Genomic DNA, 16596 nt, shown 5'->3' on the forward strand with positions numbered 1-16596 from the left:
GCGTAGAGCGGCGATCACGGCGATGATTGGAGTTGATTGGGTCATTTTGGTTCCTTTTGTTGACTTATACAGATAATGCTTGCCACGCGGCGAATGCACATGAATACACTGTCTCGTCTTTACCAAACATCGCATAAACGAGGTCATTACTACTATTCTCAGTCACGACAAATTCAACTTTGGTGGGCTGATTACTTATAATTTTGTCAATATTTGGATGTTGGTCGACAGATGCGTTATTATCGATTAACGACCTAGAGACACCTCGTATGCTTGTATCTCCAAACCGTGCGTTAAAGGCAGTCACTGGATTATGAGCTATAGTATTAAACAAGCGAATACCCCCAAGTGCTCCTAGGTCTCCAAGATTATCGACATCCAGTAAGTCTGATTCCTGAATCCTAATTGATGATAAAAAATCCAGTATTTCGTCAGATAAAGGCGCGGGAGTGTGGATTAAATCATTAATATAATCGACCCACTCACCATTGTTAACGCGGTATCTGGCATGAACACTACTGCTATCAAGCTCTTCAGGCGTTTCTAATGTAGCGAGAGTCGTAGTCGGCGTACATTCTGGCAACACCACGATGCCGTCACCACCGCCCGAACCATCGGACGGCTCACCCTTTCCCACAGTATCAACGCGCACCCCCTGCGACACACTTAGCGCAGCCGCCATCATACGGCCAGCGTTAGAGTTAGCACCGCTAACAGTATCAGCCGTGGCCGTATCATAGATAGGTGTCGGGGTTGCAGGTGCTTGCGCGTCACTAGTAATCAGTACGATACTATGGCTTTGATTGGGCAGGCCTGTGCGCTGCGTCTGTGTATTGATTTCGGTATACATACCTGGCGTACGTTGCATGGTGTGTCCTTTTTAAAAATTAAGGTTTTAAATTGATTTGATCAGATACCAGCACACGCGGATCATCGACAGCGTTGCCGGCATCATCAAAATAGATATAATCCACCTCGACCGTCTCGATATACGGCACATCTGCATCACGGTCAGGGTCGGCTATGGTGGCGCTCGTATGGAAATCATACGCCAGTACCGAGACCACTTGATCACGGGTCTTGGAGTTGAACAGCATGGCAACCTCGCCATCTTCCAGCGGGGTGATTGCCAGTCCCATCCGATTACCTTGCAAGGCATTCTCGACCAGCTCAAGCAGCTGATAACTACCGATGTTAAGCATCGTACCATCCGCTTTAAATGCGCCTTGACGACTCGTTTCCTCACGGCGGCCAGAGTTTGCAGCCACCAGTACCGTAAACACATACGGCCGTTCCCTTTTTTTAGCGCCCACCTTTTTCGGCTTGGACGATGATTTAAACGTCACCCAGATAGCAGGGAATGACGCCACGACCTGCGCAAACTCGTCAGGAGACTCAGCATCAAAGTCGCCCGCGTAGCTTTTGATAGCGCGGACAAACCCGCCACCATGAGCTTGGTTATACGCGTGTAGCGTGTCCTTGATACCTTGTTCGATGGCTGCGAGCATGTTGTCACCTTTTACTTAATTCCGTAGCTATTCGTAGGCTGTGGCTTTAGCCCAGCACAAAGGCTAATACTGACTATTGCCAAACACACTAGGGCGACCATTAGTCATCTGCGCCAGATTGATACTGGGCTGCACATTGGTTTCAGCCGTACCTGCACCGATACCGATCTTACCTTCGTTGACCATCTTTAGATTTTTGACCGCCAACTCATAGCGCTTTTCATCACGCTCAGAGACCCGCGCATTGCCCAGCGCCACATGATAGCGAGCGACATCACAGGCCATCATCTGTACAAAGGGCGATGACAGCACAGTCGGCACGTGCAGCTGCTTAGACAGATACGCATCGACCTCAGCATTAGCAGAGCTAATAGCCGCTTGCAGCTTGCTGATATTAATCTCGCCCGTGTACGGCACTTCAGTATCGGTAATCTCTACCAAATCCTCATTGCCAAAGCGCGTAATCATCGCTTCTATCGTTGCATAACTGCCCATGTGTCACCTATGTTTAGAATTGTGCTGCTAAATTGATTATCTAACGCCAGCGTTTATGCATAGCGTTAGCGTGCTAGCTTATGCGTAGCCTTTTAGCATCAACTGCCAAAATCCATAACCTGCACCATAGCGAGCTTCCGCGCCAAACTTATAGGTCGCACGCATAAACACATCAGGCGCATTCAGGTCAGTTTGCGAGACAAACACAGGCTTTTTGCGCTCTTGCAAGATAAGCGCTTTGACGGGCATAGACGTATCTTGCAAGTACCAAGTACCCGCTGTTAGGTCATCAATGACCAATAACTCTGCGGTGTTCTTATAGATATTCTGATCGCCGTCTTCTAACTTATCAGCGGTCAATAGCGTACGTGCGGTATCTTCGAGGTCTGGGCCGACAATCAGCATATTAGGCTTAACTTTGAGGTTACGGCCCTCGTAGTCGGTCAATGCCCGCATTTTAGTACGACCGACACCATAGCTTGCTTTGGCATCGGCAAGCGTGGCAGCAGACAGCGCTTTGTTGTGTACGTTACTCATGGTTTTCTCTTCACCATTCACTGTGACAGGATGAGTACTTGAAAAAAACGGCTTGCCGTCATAGCACAGCTCGGTTTGACCGTTATTGATCAGCTCAGCGACTAGCTCATCAGGCAGCTGCTTAGCTGACCAGCCTGCTTGCTGACTCATGTTGTTGTACTGACCGATATTGTCATCTTCAATATCATTGCGCTTCACTTCGACAGTGACTTCAAAATCATCATTGACGATACTATAGCCTTGCTTAGAGAGCTTGTTGATGACTTTATCGCCGATCCACTTGCGCATTCGCGGCATGTTTTGTAGCCAGGCATACGTCTCTTGCGAGTTTGAGCTTGGCACCACCATAGCGACTTTGGTATAGAAACTTTCTGTTTTATCAAACGTATCGTTATAGACCTTTTTTAGACCAGCAGCGATAGCGTTAAGAGTTGCGGCAGTTACTTTCATGTTATGTCCTTGATTTTTAATTTAGAGTTAAGCCGTAGGCTGGGCTTTTAGTTTGTAGGGTGGGTTAGCGTAACCCGCCTTTTAGTTTTGTAGGCTTTTAGCCCAGCATGCCATGTGTTTACAGCTCATTACCCAGCATACCGAGTGGCGCACCGCCAACCTCAACCCAGACCTGACCGTTATAGTCGACACCCATCAGCACCCCGACACCCAGAGCAGCAGCATCACCAGTGGTAAACTTGCCGACCGTGTTTTGTGCTCTCAGCACCACAGGCGAGCCGATATCAGCGGCCGTCACTGGCGTACTGGCATCATTGGCGAGCAAAAACTGACGATTACGAGTGACTATCACAGCATTATTAGGCGCAGGCAGCTCAGGGCTGACGCTCAGCTCAGCACGTCCCATCAGATTTTTGGCGCCAGCATCGGTAGCAGGTACAGCATTGCCGTCAGCATCGACAGCGACCAGCTCGCCTTCAGCGATAGTGACGCCAGCAGCGATAGTTAAGGGGATGGCGATACCATCGCGGTAAGGAGTATTTATTAGCATGGGTTTATCCTTTTGTTTATAAGCAGTAAGTTATGACTGTAGGCTATGGCTTTAGTTGTCGTAGGCTGGGCATTTTGCCCAGCATTAATATAGGTAAACAGTTAAGCGTTAAGCTGTGCGATCATATCCGCCTCAGATAACCCCATTGCCGTCGCTACCTCTTGTTGCTCAGCGGATAGGGCAGTGATTTTGTCGCCAGCCACAGGGTCAGGCTTACCAGCGGTTTGCTTAGCGTTTAATGCCGCGATGACGGGTGCATTATCCAGATACGTCTTAAATCCAGCAGGATCTTGTTTAGCATAGGACTTTGCCCACGCTTCTTGTGCAGGCAACAGGCGACCGTCGGACAGGGCAGCGGTTAGCAGCTCAGCAGTAGGGTCGATTTGATTCCCTTGCAATGTGGTGATTTGTGCATTGAGCGCCGCGACCGTTTGCGTCATCGTCTCGACTGGCACGTACTTAGCAGGGTCAGGCGTAGCATTATTAGCATCAACAGTGGTAAAGACGCTAGACAATGCCGCTAGTGGCTTATCAGCATCAATAGGGGCATTGGCGTCAGTAGCTTTAGTCTTAAACTCATCAACTTGCGCTGTGAGTGCAACTAATGCCTCGTCTTCGGTGGTGGTCTCTTTAAGACCAAGTGCGGCGATGACATAAGCAAGTAAAGGCTTCATAGAGTTGTCCTGTGCGATTTGATTGGTTGTAGATTCGGTTGCATAACGAGCTGACAGTGCCGTCAGCTCATCGAGCGTCAATAGGGCGGGCTGATTAGTGATAGCGACATTCATCACATCTGTGACATTGCCATCCGTGTCATACGCGATGACAGGCGACTTATAGCGGTATTCACGCTCCGCGATAGACTTCGTGCCCTTGGGCGTCCAGCTTGGCGCTTTATTACAGAGACCCAAGCCAGCCACATACTCCCACTGACCAGCCGCCAGCCAACCAGCCGCAGGTGCTGGTTGACCGTTACGCTCTTTTGATAGAGTTTGGTGCTCATAGTCGATGACCATATCTAGCGGACGGGCGTTCAAACGACTAGCAAGCGAGTAGCCAGTACTGGCGTCCAGCTTCCAGCTATCACACTCCGTCGGACGCCCAGAGCCATCACCTGAGCGCGTTTCACCTTCAGGAAACACCAAAAAGTAGCCATCAGGCGTTTTGGGGTTACTGACAATCTCAAGCGACAGCGCCGCGATATGCGACTGCGCGGTAGCGACAGCACTTAATGCAGCGGTATAGATACGCGCGTCGCCTTTGTGTGGTTTGTTTTTGACTGTGCTCATAGCAACTCTTATCGGTTTTGATTTGTCTTAGATGACATCTGGGTTTATGATAGGGATTCACGTCATCATCAAAGCCTCATAATCGCAAATCTCGCAAGCCTGACGCACGGGACACAATTCCGAGTTACTCCCCTTAATTTCAGACAGGCACAAAAAACGCCCATTTAAGGGCGTTTAATAATTAAGTGGTGCAATGACCACGTTTTAAGATTTGCGTTCAATCTGGCTCACTCTAAATGGGGTCTAACGCTATGCAACAGGTATAGATGCAGTGCATTATCTAAAGCTACGCTGTAGATAAGTCATTGTTACCTGATGTAGTCCCTCTACTGCCTCATTTTGTAGATTGCCGTCTTTATCGATTGGTAAATAGGGACGCGCGGGTATTTTGACTTTACGGTTTTTACCTGCCATGCCGCCAAAGTGTTGTATCCTAGCGTACGCGCCAGACTGATTACCACCGCCTGCACTGATGGTGGCGCTATTCATATCACTAAAAGTCTGAATGCTGTCATATAGCGAGTTTGAGCGTCTGAGCAGCCCAGCCGTGCTGATACCAAGCCGCTCATAGCTTTTGATCGTAGACGCTGCTAGAGGCTTCCACTTAGGACGGCCTTGCGCACGGAAGTTCTGCTGGGTCTGACTGAGCATCTGCGCACGGATGAGTCGCATTAGCGGCGCGGTATTACTCGTTTGCCTTGCTGCTAGATTTAAGACACGCTGCAAGTCATCAGTGATTAAAATAGTAGACACGGTCATACAAGAGACTCACTTCTAATAAAAAAGGGAAATTGCAATATCAGCGCAGCGCTTGTACAATCGGATCAAGCATTGGTACTCATAATGGTACGAGGACGGTTGCATTGATGTCTATTAAGTACAAACATCAAGCCGTGTGTAGTGGGTTCGATTCCCACCCAATGCCCTATTTTTTGCTACTATTGACAGTAGCTATCCAAGTGTAATTACTGCCTTTCTCCAGATTACTAGCTGTATCTAGCGTTATCGTGCGTATCACATTACCGATATAATTTTGCTTAGCGTCAACCACGTCACGGCCTTTGATGCGCTCATTCAATTTTATGATGAGCTTGTAACTGATATCTGCTGTATCAAACACCAGCACAGGGGCGTGGGTTATATTATCCCAATACAAGTCATGCTTAGCCGTCAGGTTGCGCGCGATATTCTCCACCCACTCAGGGTCATGCCGCTTATGAGCACGATCAAGGTGCTGCAAGCTCACACGATCATGCAAGGTGACTACCGCGCTCTCAAGCTCAAGCCCCTTTTGCTCTGCCAGCGTTTGCACAAACTCAGGACGTATCGCACCCACATGACGAAACTCACCACGTGGGCGTGTTGGATCGACACTTGCGACCCACTTTTTAACATCCTCATTGAACCTACCCAGCACCGACTCCCGTGCCAGTACCGCTTGCATACTGTTAGCGCCCAGCATCGGCGGCACTTGCGCGGCTTTGTCTAGCATCGGCTGCATCGGCAGCGTATCGCCTGCATGTATCCAGCCAGGGTCGGTACGATAGACGGGCATATTAGGCAAGCGCATGACATTGACGGGTGCCGTATATGAGCCATTGCTGCCTTGGATAATCATCTGCTCAGTTGACACATACTCACTGATATCCTCATGTGTCGTATAGCCGTCCTGTGCGCCATACTCTCCCGCTTGCTCAGATGTCAGTAGTATCTCATCACAGCGGCAGCCCCATGACTTGCGAGGTTTTATCGACTGATAGTAAGGGTCAGAACGCTTAAAGATCTGACCATCTAGCGCTTGATGACTGGGTCGTACTCGATTGTCACCACGTGACATCCACATGGCATACGGGTAGATATCATAGTCACCATGATGCTCACGTGCCTTGTGATACGCTTGATTGACGTTAGTATCATAGATAGTCTTAAGCCTGTGGTCACTGCCCAGTTGTACCGACTTAACGCTACCATCAGGCATGATTTGCTCTTGACGTCCCCACCAGCCTTTTTCCTTCAGGTACGGCTCGATAGACGCTTGCCACTCCTCAAACGACAAGCTTTTATCCATCGCATCGATGAGCGACTGCTGTACCTTGGCATTCATATCCATATCCGTCATCTTAGCAATGACAAACGCATGATCATGTGCACGGCCTTGTACTTGTAAGTAATCGATTTGTGCAGTCGGCTTTTTGTCTTGCAGATACTTGATAGCCTCATCAGGACGACGACCAAACAACCCTTCTAGCGTGACAGCGTTAGACTTAGCCATTTAAACGTCTCCAGACTGATTATCTAACGTTTGGTCTAACGGTTGCGGCTCTGATTGACGGTGCAGTGCACCCCACAGCCCAGCGGCAGTGAGATACTGCTCAAGATTGGCGGCCAGCTCATCGACTGCCACATTAGGCTCAGCGCTCATGAGCAATCCTAGTGCCTCATCATAGCTACTAGCAGCAGTCAGCTTATCGACCAGCGCTTGCCCCAGCGTCGCGCTCATACCAGTGATATTTTGCGTGTAACCATCATTAGCAGTCGCCTCATCGATACCGCGCTCAGCAGCATGGATATTTGCCCGCTCAGTAGCCACAGGGCTATCCTTGGCAGCTAGGGCAGCTCTATGCGCGCTTAGAGCCGCTGTCAGCGCTGTGGGCATGATAGAGTTACGTGTGGTGACGATAGCCTCATCTTCACCTGCCATCGGGATGTTCAGCTTGCCGTGTAGCCAATCCGCGCCAATGCGCATGCCGTCCACAGCGGCCAGCTTCGGTATCGCCTCGCTAAAGGTGGTGATATCTTCAGGCTCAGACAAATCAAACACAAACTTCGGATAGCGCCTTGGATGCACGCTTGGATAGTTGATACGCATGAGCGATGCCACAAGGTCACGGCTAAAGCTGGACGCCAATTGTTTAGCATCGCTATTACGTATCTCAAGTCGCGCCACTTCGTGTATGGAGCCAAGCGCATTGGTACTACTCGCACCATCGGCTTGCGTCGTCAGCGTACCGCCTAGTATCGCTTTCGACTGCGTCAACTCACACCACTTGATCATCGACTCAAACGGATCACTATTGCCCTTGGCAGCTTCTTTAAAGTCAATCTGCATGCCTTGCGGTACGATGCCTGCCGCTCTATGCCCGATCTCCATTACCGCACGCAATAGTGTGTACTTCTCATCGTCTGTAGCGCCAGCAGGATAAGTACCAAGACGCATCGGCAAGCCGTAAATCTCTAGGAACTCTGCCAAATCACGCACTGAGTAGTTTTTAAACACGTACGGCCATGCCAATATACGATGCAGACCGCCGCGTACGAGGTAACCTGACTTTGCCTTGTGGGTATGCATCAGAAACATATGCTCCCACAGCGGCTCAGGCGCATCCATACCATTACCCAGCATCAGCGTCTTGTTATCTGATGCAATCACAAACTTTTGCGGTATCACAAAATCAAGCGACTCCGCGTACCAAGTAGCCCCATCACGTACCCAGTTGATTTCTTGGCCGCTAAATCCTTTGCCGATCGCGTCCAGCGCGTCCTTGATGACCATATCAAAGTCATTGATTGCACGCATCAGCTCACTGATCATAGCCGCTTGCTGCTTTTCAGCGGCACTCGCCCCTTCAGGTGGGGTGATATGCCAGTCAAGAGACAGCAGGCTACGTTTACGCTTATCCAGCTCTGCAAAGATATGGCCGTCACGCTCTTCCATGTCCTCAAACAGCGCCAGCATATCGTTGATATTGCCAGATTCCGCGCCAGTCAGCAGCTGATGCAGCTTGGCAGGCGTCAGCCCTACAGCTGGATGGGACAGCTCTGGACGCTCCCAGATATGCGCACGCTCATCGACTTCTCTGACTTGGGAGCCGAGCAGGCGCTTGAGTTGTTTTTGTGCGATTGGCGTACTCATCAGCGCACTTGGCATCTGTTTGAGCGCAGCATAAAATGACATCGTTAATCCTTATAAGTAATATTGTTCATCAAACCTACCAACCACCACCACCCAAAAACCCACCGAGCGCTGCCATTTTGTTAAACACATCACGCATACCGCGTGGCACCTCATTGCTGTCAATAGGCACAGGCGTCCACTCCAGCTCAGGCGTGGGGTATTTACTGGCATAGTCACAGAGCAGATGCGCGATACCACTGTCGCCATGGCGTTTGCTGCCTGACTTACTGGTGGTACGCTCCGCTGGTATCCTTGCCACGCCTTTGATTTTTTTAAACAATAAATGATCATCACGGATGTCACGATCAGCGGGCATATCCTCAATCGTGCCGTCCGTCAAGCACTTACCAAAATGCGGCGTATGCTCAGCGTACCAACCCTCAGACAGATTGACAGCATCGATACGATGCGCGCCAAACTTGATTTGCAGCTGCTCAGCCAAAAACCCACCGTTACCCGTCGCATCATTAGCACCTTTACTAAAGCGCGGTGTGCGCTCAATCACATAGATACAGATGCGTTTTTGCTGATTGTAGGGCGTCTTTTCCATCTCCAGCACATAGGGGCAGTAGCGCGTCGTATTTAGCTTCTCAGCCTGCCACCACATAGAGCTGGCATCACGCTTGCGCGCAAAATCCATACCGTAATAATGTGGATGGGTTTTATCCAGTGTCAGCAGCACAGGATCAACCGTCTCTTTTAGCCATAGATCGACATGCTCATTACGCGCGCTCTCAGTCCACAGCTCAAAGTCTTTAGGTGCAACAAAGCGTATAACAGGGCGCTCTTTGTTTTGCAGCTTTTCTAGCTGTCCCATTGTCAGCCAGCGCCCAGAGCCTTGCGCGGGTATTACATCTAACTCTTCTTCAGCATCGTCGCCGTAGAATTTATAGACCTCTTTGACCCATGCCACCTCTTCGGCAGCGTCATACTCACGACCCAATCGCAGACACACACGCTTATACAGTCCTTGCTCGACGGCCTCGCTAAACGTCGTCTTATGCACCGTGCCGCTACGCTTCAGCGCGCGCACTTCCTGAATAAGATCATTAAAGGCATTTTCATCGCCGTTATGCGTTGAGATAATACGTACTTTACCGCCCCAGATGAGCAGTGCCAACGCCGCCTTAATCAGTCCGGCAAGGTCTTCATGGAACGCTGCCTCATCGATGACGACGATACCCTGCTTACCACGCAAGTTAGAGGGGCGACTGGATAGGGCAGTAATGCGATGCTTAGAATGTGGAAAGCGAATAGTAAAAGTCTTGATATGCTTATCGTCTTCCTCCCACAGCCCTTCCTCAATCTCAGAGGCGGCATGGTCAAACGAGCGCGCCCACATCGCACACGCCTCAATAAACTCCAGCGTCATGTCTTGGTTATAGCCGACATAGTAGACGTTTTGACCGCCAGACTTTTTATCAGAGGCTGCAATCAGCACATCATCCGCAGCCTCTGCCCAAGTCAGGCCGATACGCCGTGACTTCTCCGCTATCTTGAGCTGACTGTCATCGTCTATCCACGCCGCTTGATACGGCAAAAACACCGCAGGGGCGTCAAGCTCAGTATTAGCATCAAGTAGCGGCGGCGCTTTTGGCTTTTTGATATCAGTCATCAGTCTGCAATCCCTAGTATCGCTTTACGTATCTCTTGTACCGTCTTACCAGTCAGACCGCCTTTATTAGCGAGCTGCTCGACCTTATCAGCGGCAGCAGTGGCTTTATCACGTACCTCTATCTGATGCTTTTTTTGATTGACTGCGGCTTTGGACAGCTCAGAGATACCCTTACCGATTTTGGACAGCGCTTGCATACGCTCCATGGGATCGACATCTTTACCATCATCGATGCTCTGTAGCTGTACCAAGGCGTTAAAAAACTCTGACTGCATCATCGTAATGACACTAGACGACAGCGCCCCTGCATCATCGGGATTGCGCTCCGCCATGTAGATAGCAGCCTGCGTACTTAGGCTCACCGCCTGCATCTTTTGCTCATGCTTTTTACCAAACCGATGCACGCTAGATTTGCTAATCTCATAGCCCAGATCCGTCAGCCAATCAGTCAGCTGTTGGTAGTCTTGAAATCCAGAGTCCTCAAGTCGCACTTTAAGCAGCTCAAGGTGCTCAGGACTGAGTTGATCTATTGCACTCATCCGCGCCATAACGACCTCCTAACCCCAATACTTAGCAGGGCGAGCAATACCAGCAGGGCAGTCCACGGTATACTCAACCATATCCACGCCATTGCTATTCAAACAACCATGCCAATGCCCATCAGGCCGCTTATCGAGCACCACCAATGCTTTGTTATCGAGATAATCTAGCTGACTGTGTAGCTCTTTTACCGTCGTATCAGGATAGATACAGCGCACCACGTCTAGCAGTAGCGTATCGATAGCGCCAAGCGGACGCGCCTTATCCATCGCATTGAGCAGATGCCAGCGCATACCCTCGCGGCGAGACTTGACCATATCAACAGGCATAGTTATTCCTTATTTTTTTGCTTAATAATTAAATTATAGACGGCATCTAACTTGCCCTCGACTACCGTAAACGAGCGGATAAAATCAGCCTTAGCGACATACTCACGCGGTAGCTCTGCTTTTAGCTCTAGCATCTCTCGGTCGAGCTTGCGGATGGCTTCGGATTCTGACGCCATCTGATTTGACAGCTTGCCCAGCTCATCTTTTAGACTATCATCACGCTCACGCAATGACGCATCAAACCGAGCAAACAGCGCCTTACCCGCACCGAATATCGACCCTGCCACTGTCAGTAACACCCCGATCACTTGATAAGCCTCTAGCTCGAGTATCATCTTGTTTCCTTGTCGTAGTAGTCCGCACACTCCACACAGCGCACCGCATAGGGGGCAGCTTGCTTGCGCTTGGCTCCGATGGCATCACCACAGTCAATACAGACTGTGACATTGTTGGCGGGGCGTGTCTTGATATGCGACAGCGCCGCGTTTAGATGCACGGCTGCCGTTTTATTGGCATCGTCTATGATGTCACCCACTTATGCACCGCCTGACTTTATAGGCCGACCCGTGACCAAGCGCAGCACCGCATTAACAAATGCCACAAAGCTCGCAATCACCGCATACACCTCAGCACTCATAAACGACTCAAGCGCAGGGGTTGCCGACGTTGCCAAAGACACAGCGACAACAATCGCGTTAAACCAAATGGTCTTGGACTCATACCACTGCTTGGGCGGCGGTGTGACCTTGCCTGTTTGCGCAATAAAAAACCCTGCGTCATCTACATATTGCACGCCGCGCGGCTCATAGCTATTATCGTGCTTTGGCAACTCATCAACACTCAGCACATGCTCGTAGCGTGTAGGCTGGGCTTTTAGCCCAGCACCGACATCATCACTATAGTCATCACTCATAACTTACCTCTATTTATTTTGGCCAAACGCACCAGCAGCCTTATCAACCACCTAATCACCACCAGCGCATTTTTTAGTTTTTTGTATAGACTCATAGTATTACGCCAAAAACAGCACCCGCTCTTTATGACGTCGCGTGACCAATCCATCGATGACCTCTAATCGACCATTGATACGGCCTTTGTTGTATAACAAAAAGCTATCAGCAGCAGCATCGTAGCGACCCGCCTTGATATTGCGATAGATACTAGAGGCCTTTAGCCCCATAACACCGATGTTGTAGACCAGCGATATCAGCGCATCGAACATATTTTGTGTGATTGCGCCAGATTCAATCTCATCGGCAAACATCATATTCACCGCAGGGGAGAAGTCTTGATTAAGCACCGCTTGCTTGATACTGGCAGCTTCGCTACGAGTCACAGGCTTATCACTCATACGCACAGGCGTACCATCTGGGTAGTAAGTCGTACCCCAACCGATAGTAGGCTTGCCGACAGAATCACGGTACGGCTTAGCACGGAAACCCTCAAACTCATTGAGCAGCGCCATACCAGCCTCAGACAGCTGCATCTCCTCGCCATCAGACCAGCCATTTACTCTGATTAAGATATCTTGCAGCTCATGAGTATCAATCAGCGCCAGCAGCTCAAGCGCACCGTTCACTTGCGCTTGCGTCAGACGTTTATTGTCTTGCATGGATCGCATCCAGTTAAAAAAATCTTCTTCGGTCAATACCGCTTTGCTTTGCGTCATAATCAGCTCATCAATCAGATAATAGATAGGTAAAGTCGTGCAATGTCTTCATCATCGCAAAAACACTCAAACATCCGCACGGGTCTCATTTCCGATTGTCCACCCTCAAACCCCAGGCACAAAAAAGCCGCTAGATATTGGCGTATCTAGCGGCTCTCTCTGGTCGTAGCGTGACTTAATCGGTCGGCTCACATAGTGGAGGTTAGCTTGGTAGCTTACTACGCACCGACTGCCAGTGTTTTTCATATGCAGCGCACCGCTGGTCTGACGCTGTTCACTTATCCGCAAGCGGCCCCAGTGAAAGGGGTTTAGTTTTTATATAAATTAGTGATCAAACAACTGATACTGCATCCGTGCATAAGCCTGTTTTGCCTGCTCATTATTATATTTCTCTACAATTTTACGCACCGTGCGCACATGCAGCCCGTACTCAGTCGCCAGTAGCGACTTATCGATACCCGCCTTATGCTTACGCACGATGCTGGCATTACGCTTAGCGATTTTTTTGGCTTGCTGCATGGGCAGTGTTAGTATGCCGCCTTGCCAGTAGTGACACAGACGCTTTGCGACATCCATGCCCAGTAGTCGCACCAGCTTGTGATTGTCGGACATTTTTGCAGGCTCAGGGATATACAGCTCCTGCCCACGATATGCCGCCACGACCTTATCAGCAGCGTCATGACCGAGTAGCATCTCAAGCTCTTGATAGGTCTTGGTATTATGATGATTAGGCATCAGCGCTAGCCTTTGCCGCCAGTGCCGCCATTTTTTGATTGTGCTTAGTCAGTGCTGTCACGATACCGCGCAGCTGACGACCATCACAGAACGTCAGCGCATCCACTTTATACATATGCTTTGCCATGCTTGAAGCGTACTCCCACGGCTTAGCACCATCGGTCAATAGCGCTTCGATTTTATCCATTAGCGCTTGCTTGGACTTGGCCGCGTCTGGCTTTTTAGACTGATGCTTTTTGGCAGGTGTCACTTTGAACCCGAGCGTCTCCATATGGTCAATGACTTTGCGCAAGCTAGCGGCGGTACAATCCTTGCTGGACGTTTTACCCGTCACATGCCAAAGCATCTCGCGGTAGGTGCTATCATCAAGCTTTAGCTGGTTTTTACCGATATGCACCAGCTGCATCATCTTCTTTTTTTGGGGAGAGTGTTTACTGCTAGTCGCCATATCAGACCTCACATAAGCATATGATAAATAGATGTTTAGTATTATAGCGACAAAGCCGTGTTTAGAGTTATGAGCACAAAATAACTTTAGACCTTTTTCTAAACACAAAAAACCCGCTAACGGGTAGCGGGTTTTTTTAAAAGATTCTAGATAGGGTTTTGTACTTTAGGTTTTATTTTCCTATATATAGCAACGCCCAATATAGCAACCAAAATAAACAGCATCGCAGACCAAAACACTGTCATAGCACTAGAAATGTTATAAAGACTATATACAACGGCTAAATATACAACAGCTATCATAACCCAGTATAAATGTGTTTGTTTTTCAATAAGATCATAGATTTTACCTCTTTCAATAACCCACCGATCTTTTAGACTTTGTGGTAGTTTGCCTTCGCTTTCAAAGCCTTCCACCTCTGAGCTTAGGTTGTCAAGTACAGCTTTCTGAGTAGATAGAGCAAAACTACAGATAATTGCGTACACCAATAATGCAACATAAACAATTAATTGATTATCGGAGTTGCTACCCTTTAGTATTACTGGCGCTGCGGCTGCAATAGGTAGTGCTAGTATCTGAGAGAGAACCTTAGAGATACTATCATTTACCCTACTAATGAACCTTTCACTGTTCTCCTCTAGCTTCTTAACAAATTTTTCGTACTTGAAGTCTTCAAGGTAATTATCAAACTGTCCTTGTGCAGCTCTATATACACGGTCAATATTTTCAATAATTGCGTGTATCTCAAGAGGCTGCGAACCAGTTTGTATATCGGACAATACTGAAGCTAAAATTGACTTTTTCTCATTAGCGTGTGTACCAGCATCATCAATACTTAACCAAATACAGAACTCTCCTATAACCTTTAGGTTATGTTCTAAATTCTTGGTAAGGTTTTCTAAGGCTACCTTAAAAGCATCTAAATTTTTGCTGACGTCGTAATGAAGTTCAAATGTACGCTTAGTTACAAAAATGATTTTTCTTTTAGAGTGATCAAGATACGATGACATGCTTTCAAGATGAATTAATAATCCCCTTACTGCATTATAAGCGGCAATTATTTCAGGGGTATCAACATCTTGAGAGTAATACCCTATATCCTTAATGTAATAAGGCTTACTGTCTGCTTTATCATTAGGTAGGCTACGAACAAAGTCACCTTTCATGAACCGATCAACATCATCGTAAAGCCATCCTAAAGTCAATTCAGGTTGACGTATTTGTAATTTTACAGTTTCTCCAACCTTTAGTTCACCTTCTAATACTTCTACACGAGTTGCTACAGAGTTGTCACCTAACGCTAAATTGTTGATTAATGACAACGTTGCATCATTTTCGATGCAACATTCAGCCTGAGCAGATTCTATGAAATCCACTTTGCGATATAGTGTCACTAAGTCTGAAAACGTTATAGTCATATTTACTCTGAACCACCTTTGTCATAAGCATCCAAAATGTCTTTTGGAGGGTGATGAAAAATAACTTTTCCACCTTCAACTGTAACCTCATCATTGCTGATCGCTTCATCATCAAATGAAAAAGCCCAATGTTTCTCTCTATGAAATTGGACTGCCAATCCTCTTAAAGAGCCCTTATGAGGCACAAATCCATCTGAAATCGGACAATCATTCTCTTCTCCATATTGTTCAAAAAAATCTACCAAATCTTGCGGTTCATCTGGCCAAACTCTGTTAGTGAAAGAACTCATAGAAAACTGGAGCGGATGAGGTTTATTATTGGCTAACTCTTTTAGATATCCATTAGCATTTGAGAGTAGGTGAGCACGTTCCTCTAGTTTAAGGTTTTTGCTAGTAGCAAAAGCCTTAATTTGAGTTACTAAATCTTTAGTTTCTTGGCTAGCCATTGGTACATTACTGCAACCCATAAATCTTTTGAAATAATTTGAAACCTCACCTTGTCCTTTCAAAAAGCTAATATACCGTCGACTTTTTTCATTTTTCGATCTCCAACTGCTAATATTAATACGACCAGCAAAACGTACATTTTCAAAATTTAAAACATCATTTTGAGTTAAAGTCCAATTTTTAGCTGTTAACCCTACTTTTTCTGTCAGAATGGCAACTAAGAAATACTCTTGTCCACCTTCTGAATAGTGAATAAAAGCAACCTTACCACCTTTTGCTCCTGCTTCGTGTTTACTTTCTGCCATGAGGTGATTCATAAGACGTTCAGTACAGGAGTGAAAGTCATCTAAAATATCTTCATCAAGATAGTCATTAATAATAGTTGAAGTAGGGTAACTATCTGTATTTTCTTCGAAAACCCCGTAGCCTTTACCAGCTCTACCACGATAACGCTCTGTTAAATTGGTTAGTAATTTATCCGCAGAGTCATCTACAGGTAGCAAGTCAGGATTGATAATAACTCTTACATTTTCTGTACTCTTGTGTTCCTTCACTAATATGTGGTACGTACTGTTATGAATCATATTTTACCTTTTATAGCCGAAAATTAT

The 16596-nt window shown here is 47.8% G+C and carries 20 protein-coding genes and 1 tRNA gene; 1 reads left to right on the top strand and 20 read right to left on the bottom strand.

Annotation, left to right across the window (positions count from 1 at the left end):
* Positions 1-64: 64 nt before the first annotated feature.
* From JMX03_RS04540 to JMX03_RS04570, 7 genes are all read right to left on the bottom strand, one after another.
* Positions 65-868, bottom strand: a complete 804-nt coding sequence (locus tag JMX03_RS04540) for a hypothetical protein (RefSeq protein WP_201594801.1) — start codon at positions 866-868, stop codon at positions 65-67.
* 19 nt (positions 869-887) lie between these two features.
* On the bottom strand, positions 888-1508 hold the full coding sequence (locus tag JMX03_RS04545; protein ID WP_201594803.1) for a phage protein Gp37: 621 nt from the start codon (positions 1506-1508) through the stop codon (positions 888-890).
* Between the two features lie 63 nt (positions 1509-1571).
* Entirely contained in the window at positions 1572-2003 is a 432-nt protein-coding gene (locus JMX03_RS04550; protein ID WP_201594805.1) for a gp436 family protein, read from the bottom strand.
* A gap of 78 nt (positions 2004-2081) precedes the next feature.
* Positions 2082-2990: a Mu-like prophage major head subunit gpT family protein gene (locus JMX03_RS04555; protein ID WP_201594807.1), complete on the bottom strand. Its 909-nt coding sequence runs from the start codon at positions 2988-2990 to the stop codon at positions 2082-2084.
* A gap of 118 nt (positions 2991-3108) precedes the next feature.
* A complete protein-coding gene (locus JMX03_RS04560; RefSeq protein WP_201594809.1) occupies positions 3109-3540 on the bottom strand; it encodes a hypothetical protein in 432 nt (143 codons plus the stop codon).
* A 101-nt stretch (positions 3541-3641) separates the two neighbouring features.
* Complete coding sequence (locus JMX03_RS04565) at positions 3642-4829, bottom strand: phage protease (protein WP_201594811.1); 1188 nt, start codon at positions 4827-4829, stop codon at positions 3642-3644.
* A 276-nt stretch (positions 4830-5105) separates the two neighbouring features.
* Positions 5106-5588, bottom strand: coding sequence for a phage virion morphogenesis protein (locus JMX03_RS04570; RefSeq protein ID WP_227695316.1), 483 nt, complete (start codon positions 5586-5588; stop codon positions 5106-5108).
* 69 nt (positions 5589-5657) lie between these two features.
* On the opposite strand from JMX03_RS04570, the gene JMX03_RS04575 reads away from it, so the two are divergent.
* Positions 5658-5754 (top strand) — tRNA-OTHER (locus JMX03_RS04575).
* Here JMX03_RS04575 and JMX03_RS04580 read toward each other — a convergent pair.
* From JMX03_RS04580 to JMX03_RS04640, 13 genes are all read right to left on the bottom strand, one after another.
* Entirely contained in the window at positions 5755-7101 is a 1347-nt protein-coding gene (locus JMX03_RS04580) for a phage head morphogenesis protein (protein WP_201594813.1), read from the bottom strand.
* The gene (locus JMX03_RS04585; protein ID WP_201594815.1) at positions 7102-8784 is read right to left on the bottom strand and encodes a DUF935 domain-containing protein; all 1683 of its coding nucleotides are present in this window, start codon (positions 8782-8784) and stop codon (positions 7102-7104) included. It lies immediately after the preceding gene.
* Between the two features lie 34 nt (positions 8785-8818).
* Positions 8819-10399 (bottom strand): hypothetical protein, encoded by a 1581-nt coding sequence (locus JMX03_RS04590; protein ID WP_201594817.1) that lies wholly within the window; start codon positions 10397-10399, stop codon positions 8819-8821.
* Entirely contained in the window at positions 10399-10947 is a 549-nt protein-coding gene (locus JMX03_RS04595; RefSeq protein ID WP_201594819.1) for a DUF3486 family protein, read from the bottom strand. The genes JMX03_RS04590 and JMX03_RS04595 overlap by 1 nt, the downstream gene beginning before the upstream one ends.
* 9 nt (positions 10948-10956) lie before the next feature.
* Complete coding sequence (locus JMX03_RS04600) at positions 10957-11268, bottom strand: hypothetical protein (protein ID WP_201594821.1); 312 nt, start codon at positions 11266-11268, stop codon at positions 10957-10959.
* Positions 11269-11270: 2 nt separating this feature from the next.
* Positions 11271-11603, bottom strand: coding sequence for a hypothetical protein (locus tag JMX03_RS04605; RefSeq protein ID WP_201594823.1), 333 nt, complete (start codon positions 11601-11603; stop codon positions 11271-11273).
* Complete coding sequence (locus JMX03_RS04610; RefSeq protein ID WP_201594825.1) at positions 11600-11803, bottom strand: TraR/DksA C4-type zinc finger protein; 204 nt, start codon at positions 11801-11803, stop codon at positions 11600-11602. The genes JMX03_RS04605 and JMX03_RS04610 overlap by 4 nt, the downstream gene beginning before the upstream one ends.
* Complete coding sequence (locus JMX03_RS04615; protein ID WP_201594827.1) at positions 11804-12181, bottom strand: hypothetical protein; 378 nt, start codon at positions 12179-12181, stop codon at positions 11804-11806.
* Between the two features lie 99 nt (positions 12182-12280).
* A complete protein-coding gene (locus JMX03_RS04620; protein WP_201594829.1) occupies positions 12281-12937 on the bottom strand; it encodes a lysozyme in 657 nt (218 codons plus the stop codon).
* A 324-nt stretch (positions 12938-13261) separates the two neighbouring features.
* Complete coding sequence (locus JMX03_RS04625; RefSeq protein WP_201594831.1) at positions 13262-13672, bottom strand: Mor transcription activator family protein; 411 nt, start codon at positions 13670-13672, stop codon at positions 13262-13264.
* A complete protein-coding gene (locus JMX03_RS04630) occupies positions 13665-14120 on the bottom strand; it encodes a gp16 family protein (protein ID WP_201594833.1) in 456 nt (151 codons plus the stop codon). Before JMX03_RS04630 ends, JMX03_RS04625 begins: the two co-directional genes overlap by 8 nt.
* A 146-nt stretch (positions 14121-14266) precedes the next feature.
* Complete coding sequence (locus JMX03_RS04635) at positions 14267-15538, bottom strand: hypothetical protein (RefSeq protein ID WP_201594835.1); 1272 nt, start codon at positions 15536-15538, stop codon at positions 14267-14269.
* A 2-nt stretch (positions 15539-15540) separates the two neighbouring features.
* Positions 15541-16569, bottom strand: a complete 1029-nt coding sequence (locus JMX03_RS04640; RefSeq protein ID WP_201594837.1) for a nucleoid-associated protein — start codon at positions 16567-16569, stop codon at positions 15541-15543.
* Between the last annotated feature and the right edge of the window lie 27 nt (positions 16570-16596).

The organism is Psychrobacter fulvigenes (assembly GCF_904846155.1).
Taxonomy (GTDB): Bacteria; Pseudomonadota; Gammaproteobacteria; order Pseudomonadales; family Moraxellaceae; genus Psychrobacter; species Psychrobacter fulvigenes.

Coding starts and splice junctions, on each gene's coding strand:
- JMX03_RS04540 (WP_201594801.1), bottom strand. CDS start 868: ATGCAACGTACGCCAGGTATGTATACCGAAATCAATACACAGACGCAG.
- JMX03_RS04545 (WP_201594803.1), bottom strand. CDS start 1,508: ATGCTCGCAGCCATCGAACAAGGTATCAAGGACACGCTACACGCGTAT.
- JMX03_RS04550 (WP_201594805.1), bottom strand. CDS start 2,003: ATGGGCAGTTATGCAACGATAGAAGCGATGATTACGCGCTTTGGCAAT.
- JMX03_RS04555 (WP_201594807.1), bottom strand. CDS start 2,990: ATGAAAGTAACTGCCGCAACTCTTAACGCTATCGCTGCTGGTCTAAAA.
- JMX03_RS04560 (WP_201594809.1), bottom strand. CDS start 3,540: ATGCTAATAAATACTCCTTACCGCGATGGTATCGCCATCCCCTTAACT.
- JMX03_RS04565 (WP_201594811.1), bottom strand. CDS start 4,829: ATGAGCACAGTCAAAAACAAACCACACAAAGGCGACGCGCGTATCTAT.
- JMX03_RS04570 (WP_227695316.1), bottom strand. CDS start 5,588: ATGACCGTGTCTACTATTTTAATCACTGATGACTTGCAGCGTGTCTTA.
- JMX03_RS04580 (WP_201594813.1), bottom strand. CDS start 7,101: ATGGCTAAGTCTAACGCTGTCACGCTAGAAGGGTTGTTTGGTCGTCGT.
- JMX03_RS04585 (WP_201594815.1), bottom strand. CDS start 8,784: ATGTCATTTTATGCTGCGCTCAAACAGATGCCAAGTGCGCTGATGAGT.
- JMX03_RS04590 (WP_201594817.1), bottom strand. CDS start 10,399: ATGACTGATATCAAAAAGCCAAAAGCGCCGCCGCTACTTGATGCTAAT.
- JMX03_RS04595 (WP_201594819.1), bottom strand. CDS start 10,947: ATGGCGCGGATGAGTGCAATAGATCAACTCAGTCCTGAGCACCTTGAG.
- JMX03_RS04600 (WP_201594821.1), bottom strand. CDS start 11,268: ATGCCTGTTGATATGGTCAAGTCTCGCCGCGAGGGTATGCGCTGGCAT.
- JMX03_RS04605 (WP_201594823.1), bottom strand. CDS start 11,603: ATGATACTCGAGCTAGAGGCTTATCAAGTGATCGGGGTGTTACTGACA.
- JMX03_RS04615 (WP_201594827.1), bottom strand. CDS start 12,181: ATGAGTGATGACTATAGTGATGATGTCGGTGCTGGGCTAAAAGCCCAG.
- JMX03_RS04620 (WP_201594829.1), bottom strand. CDS start 12,937: ATGACGCAAAGCAAAGCGGTATTGACCGAAGAAGATTTTTTTAACTGG.
- JMX03_RS04625 (WP_201594831.1), bottom strand. CDS start 13,672: ATGCCTAATCATCATAATACCAAGACCTATCAAGAGCTTGAGATGCTA.
- JMX03_RS04630 (WP_201594833.1), bottom strand. CDS start 14,120: ATGGCGACTAGCAGTAAACACTCTCCCCAAAAAAAGAAGATGATGCAG.
- JMX03_RS04635 (WP_201594835.1), bottom strand. CDS start 15,538: ATGACTATAACGTTTTCAGACTTAGTGACACTATATCGCAAAGTGGAT.
- JMX03_RS04640 (WP_201594837.1), bottom strand. CDS start 16,569: ATGATTCATAACAGTACGTACCACATATTAGTGAAGGAACACAAGAGT.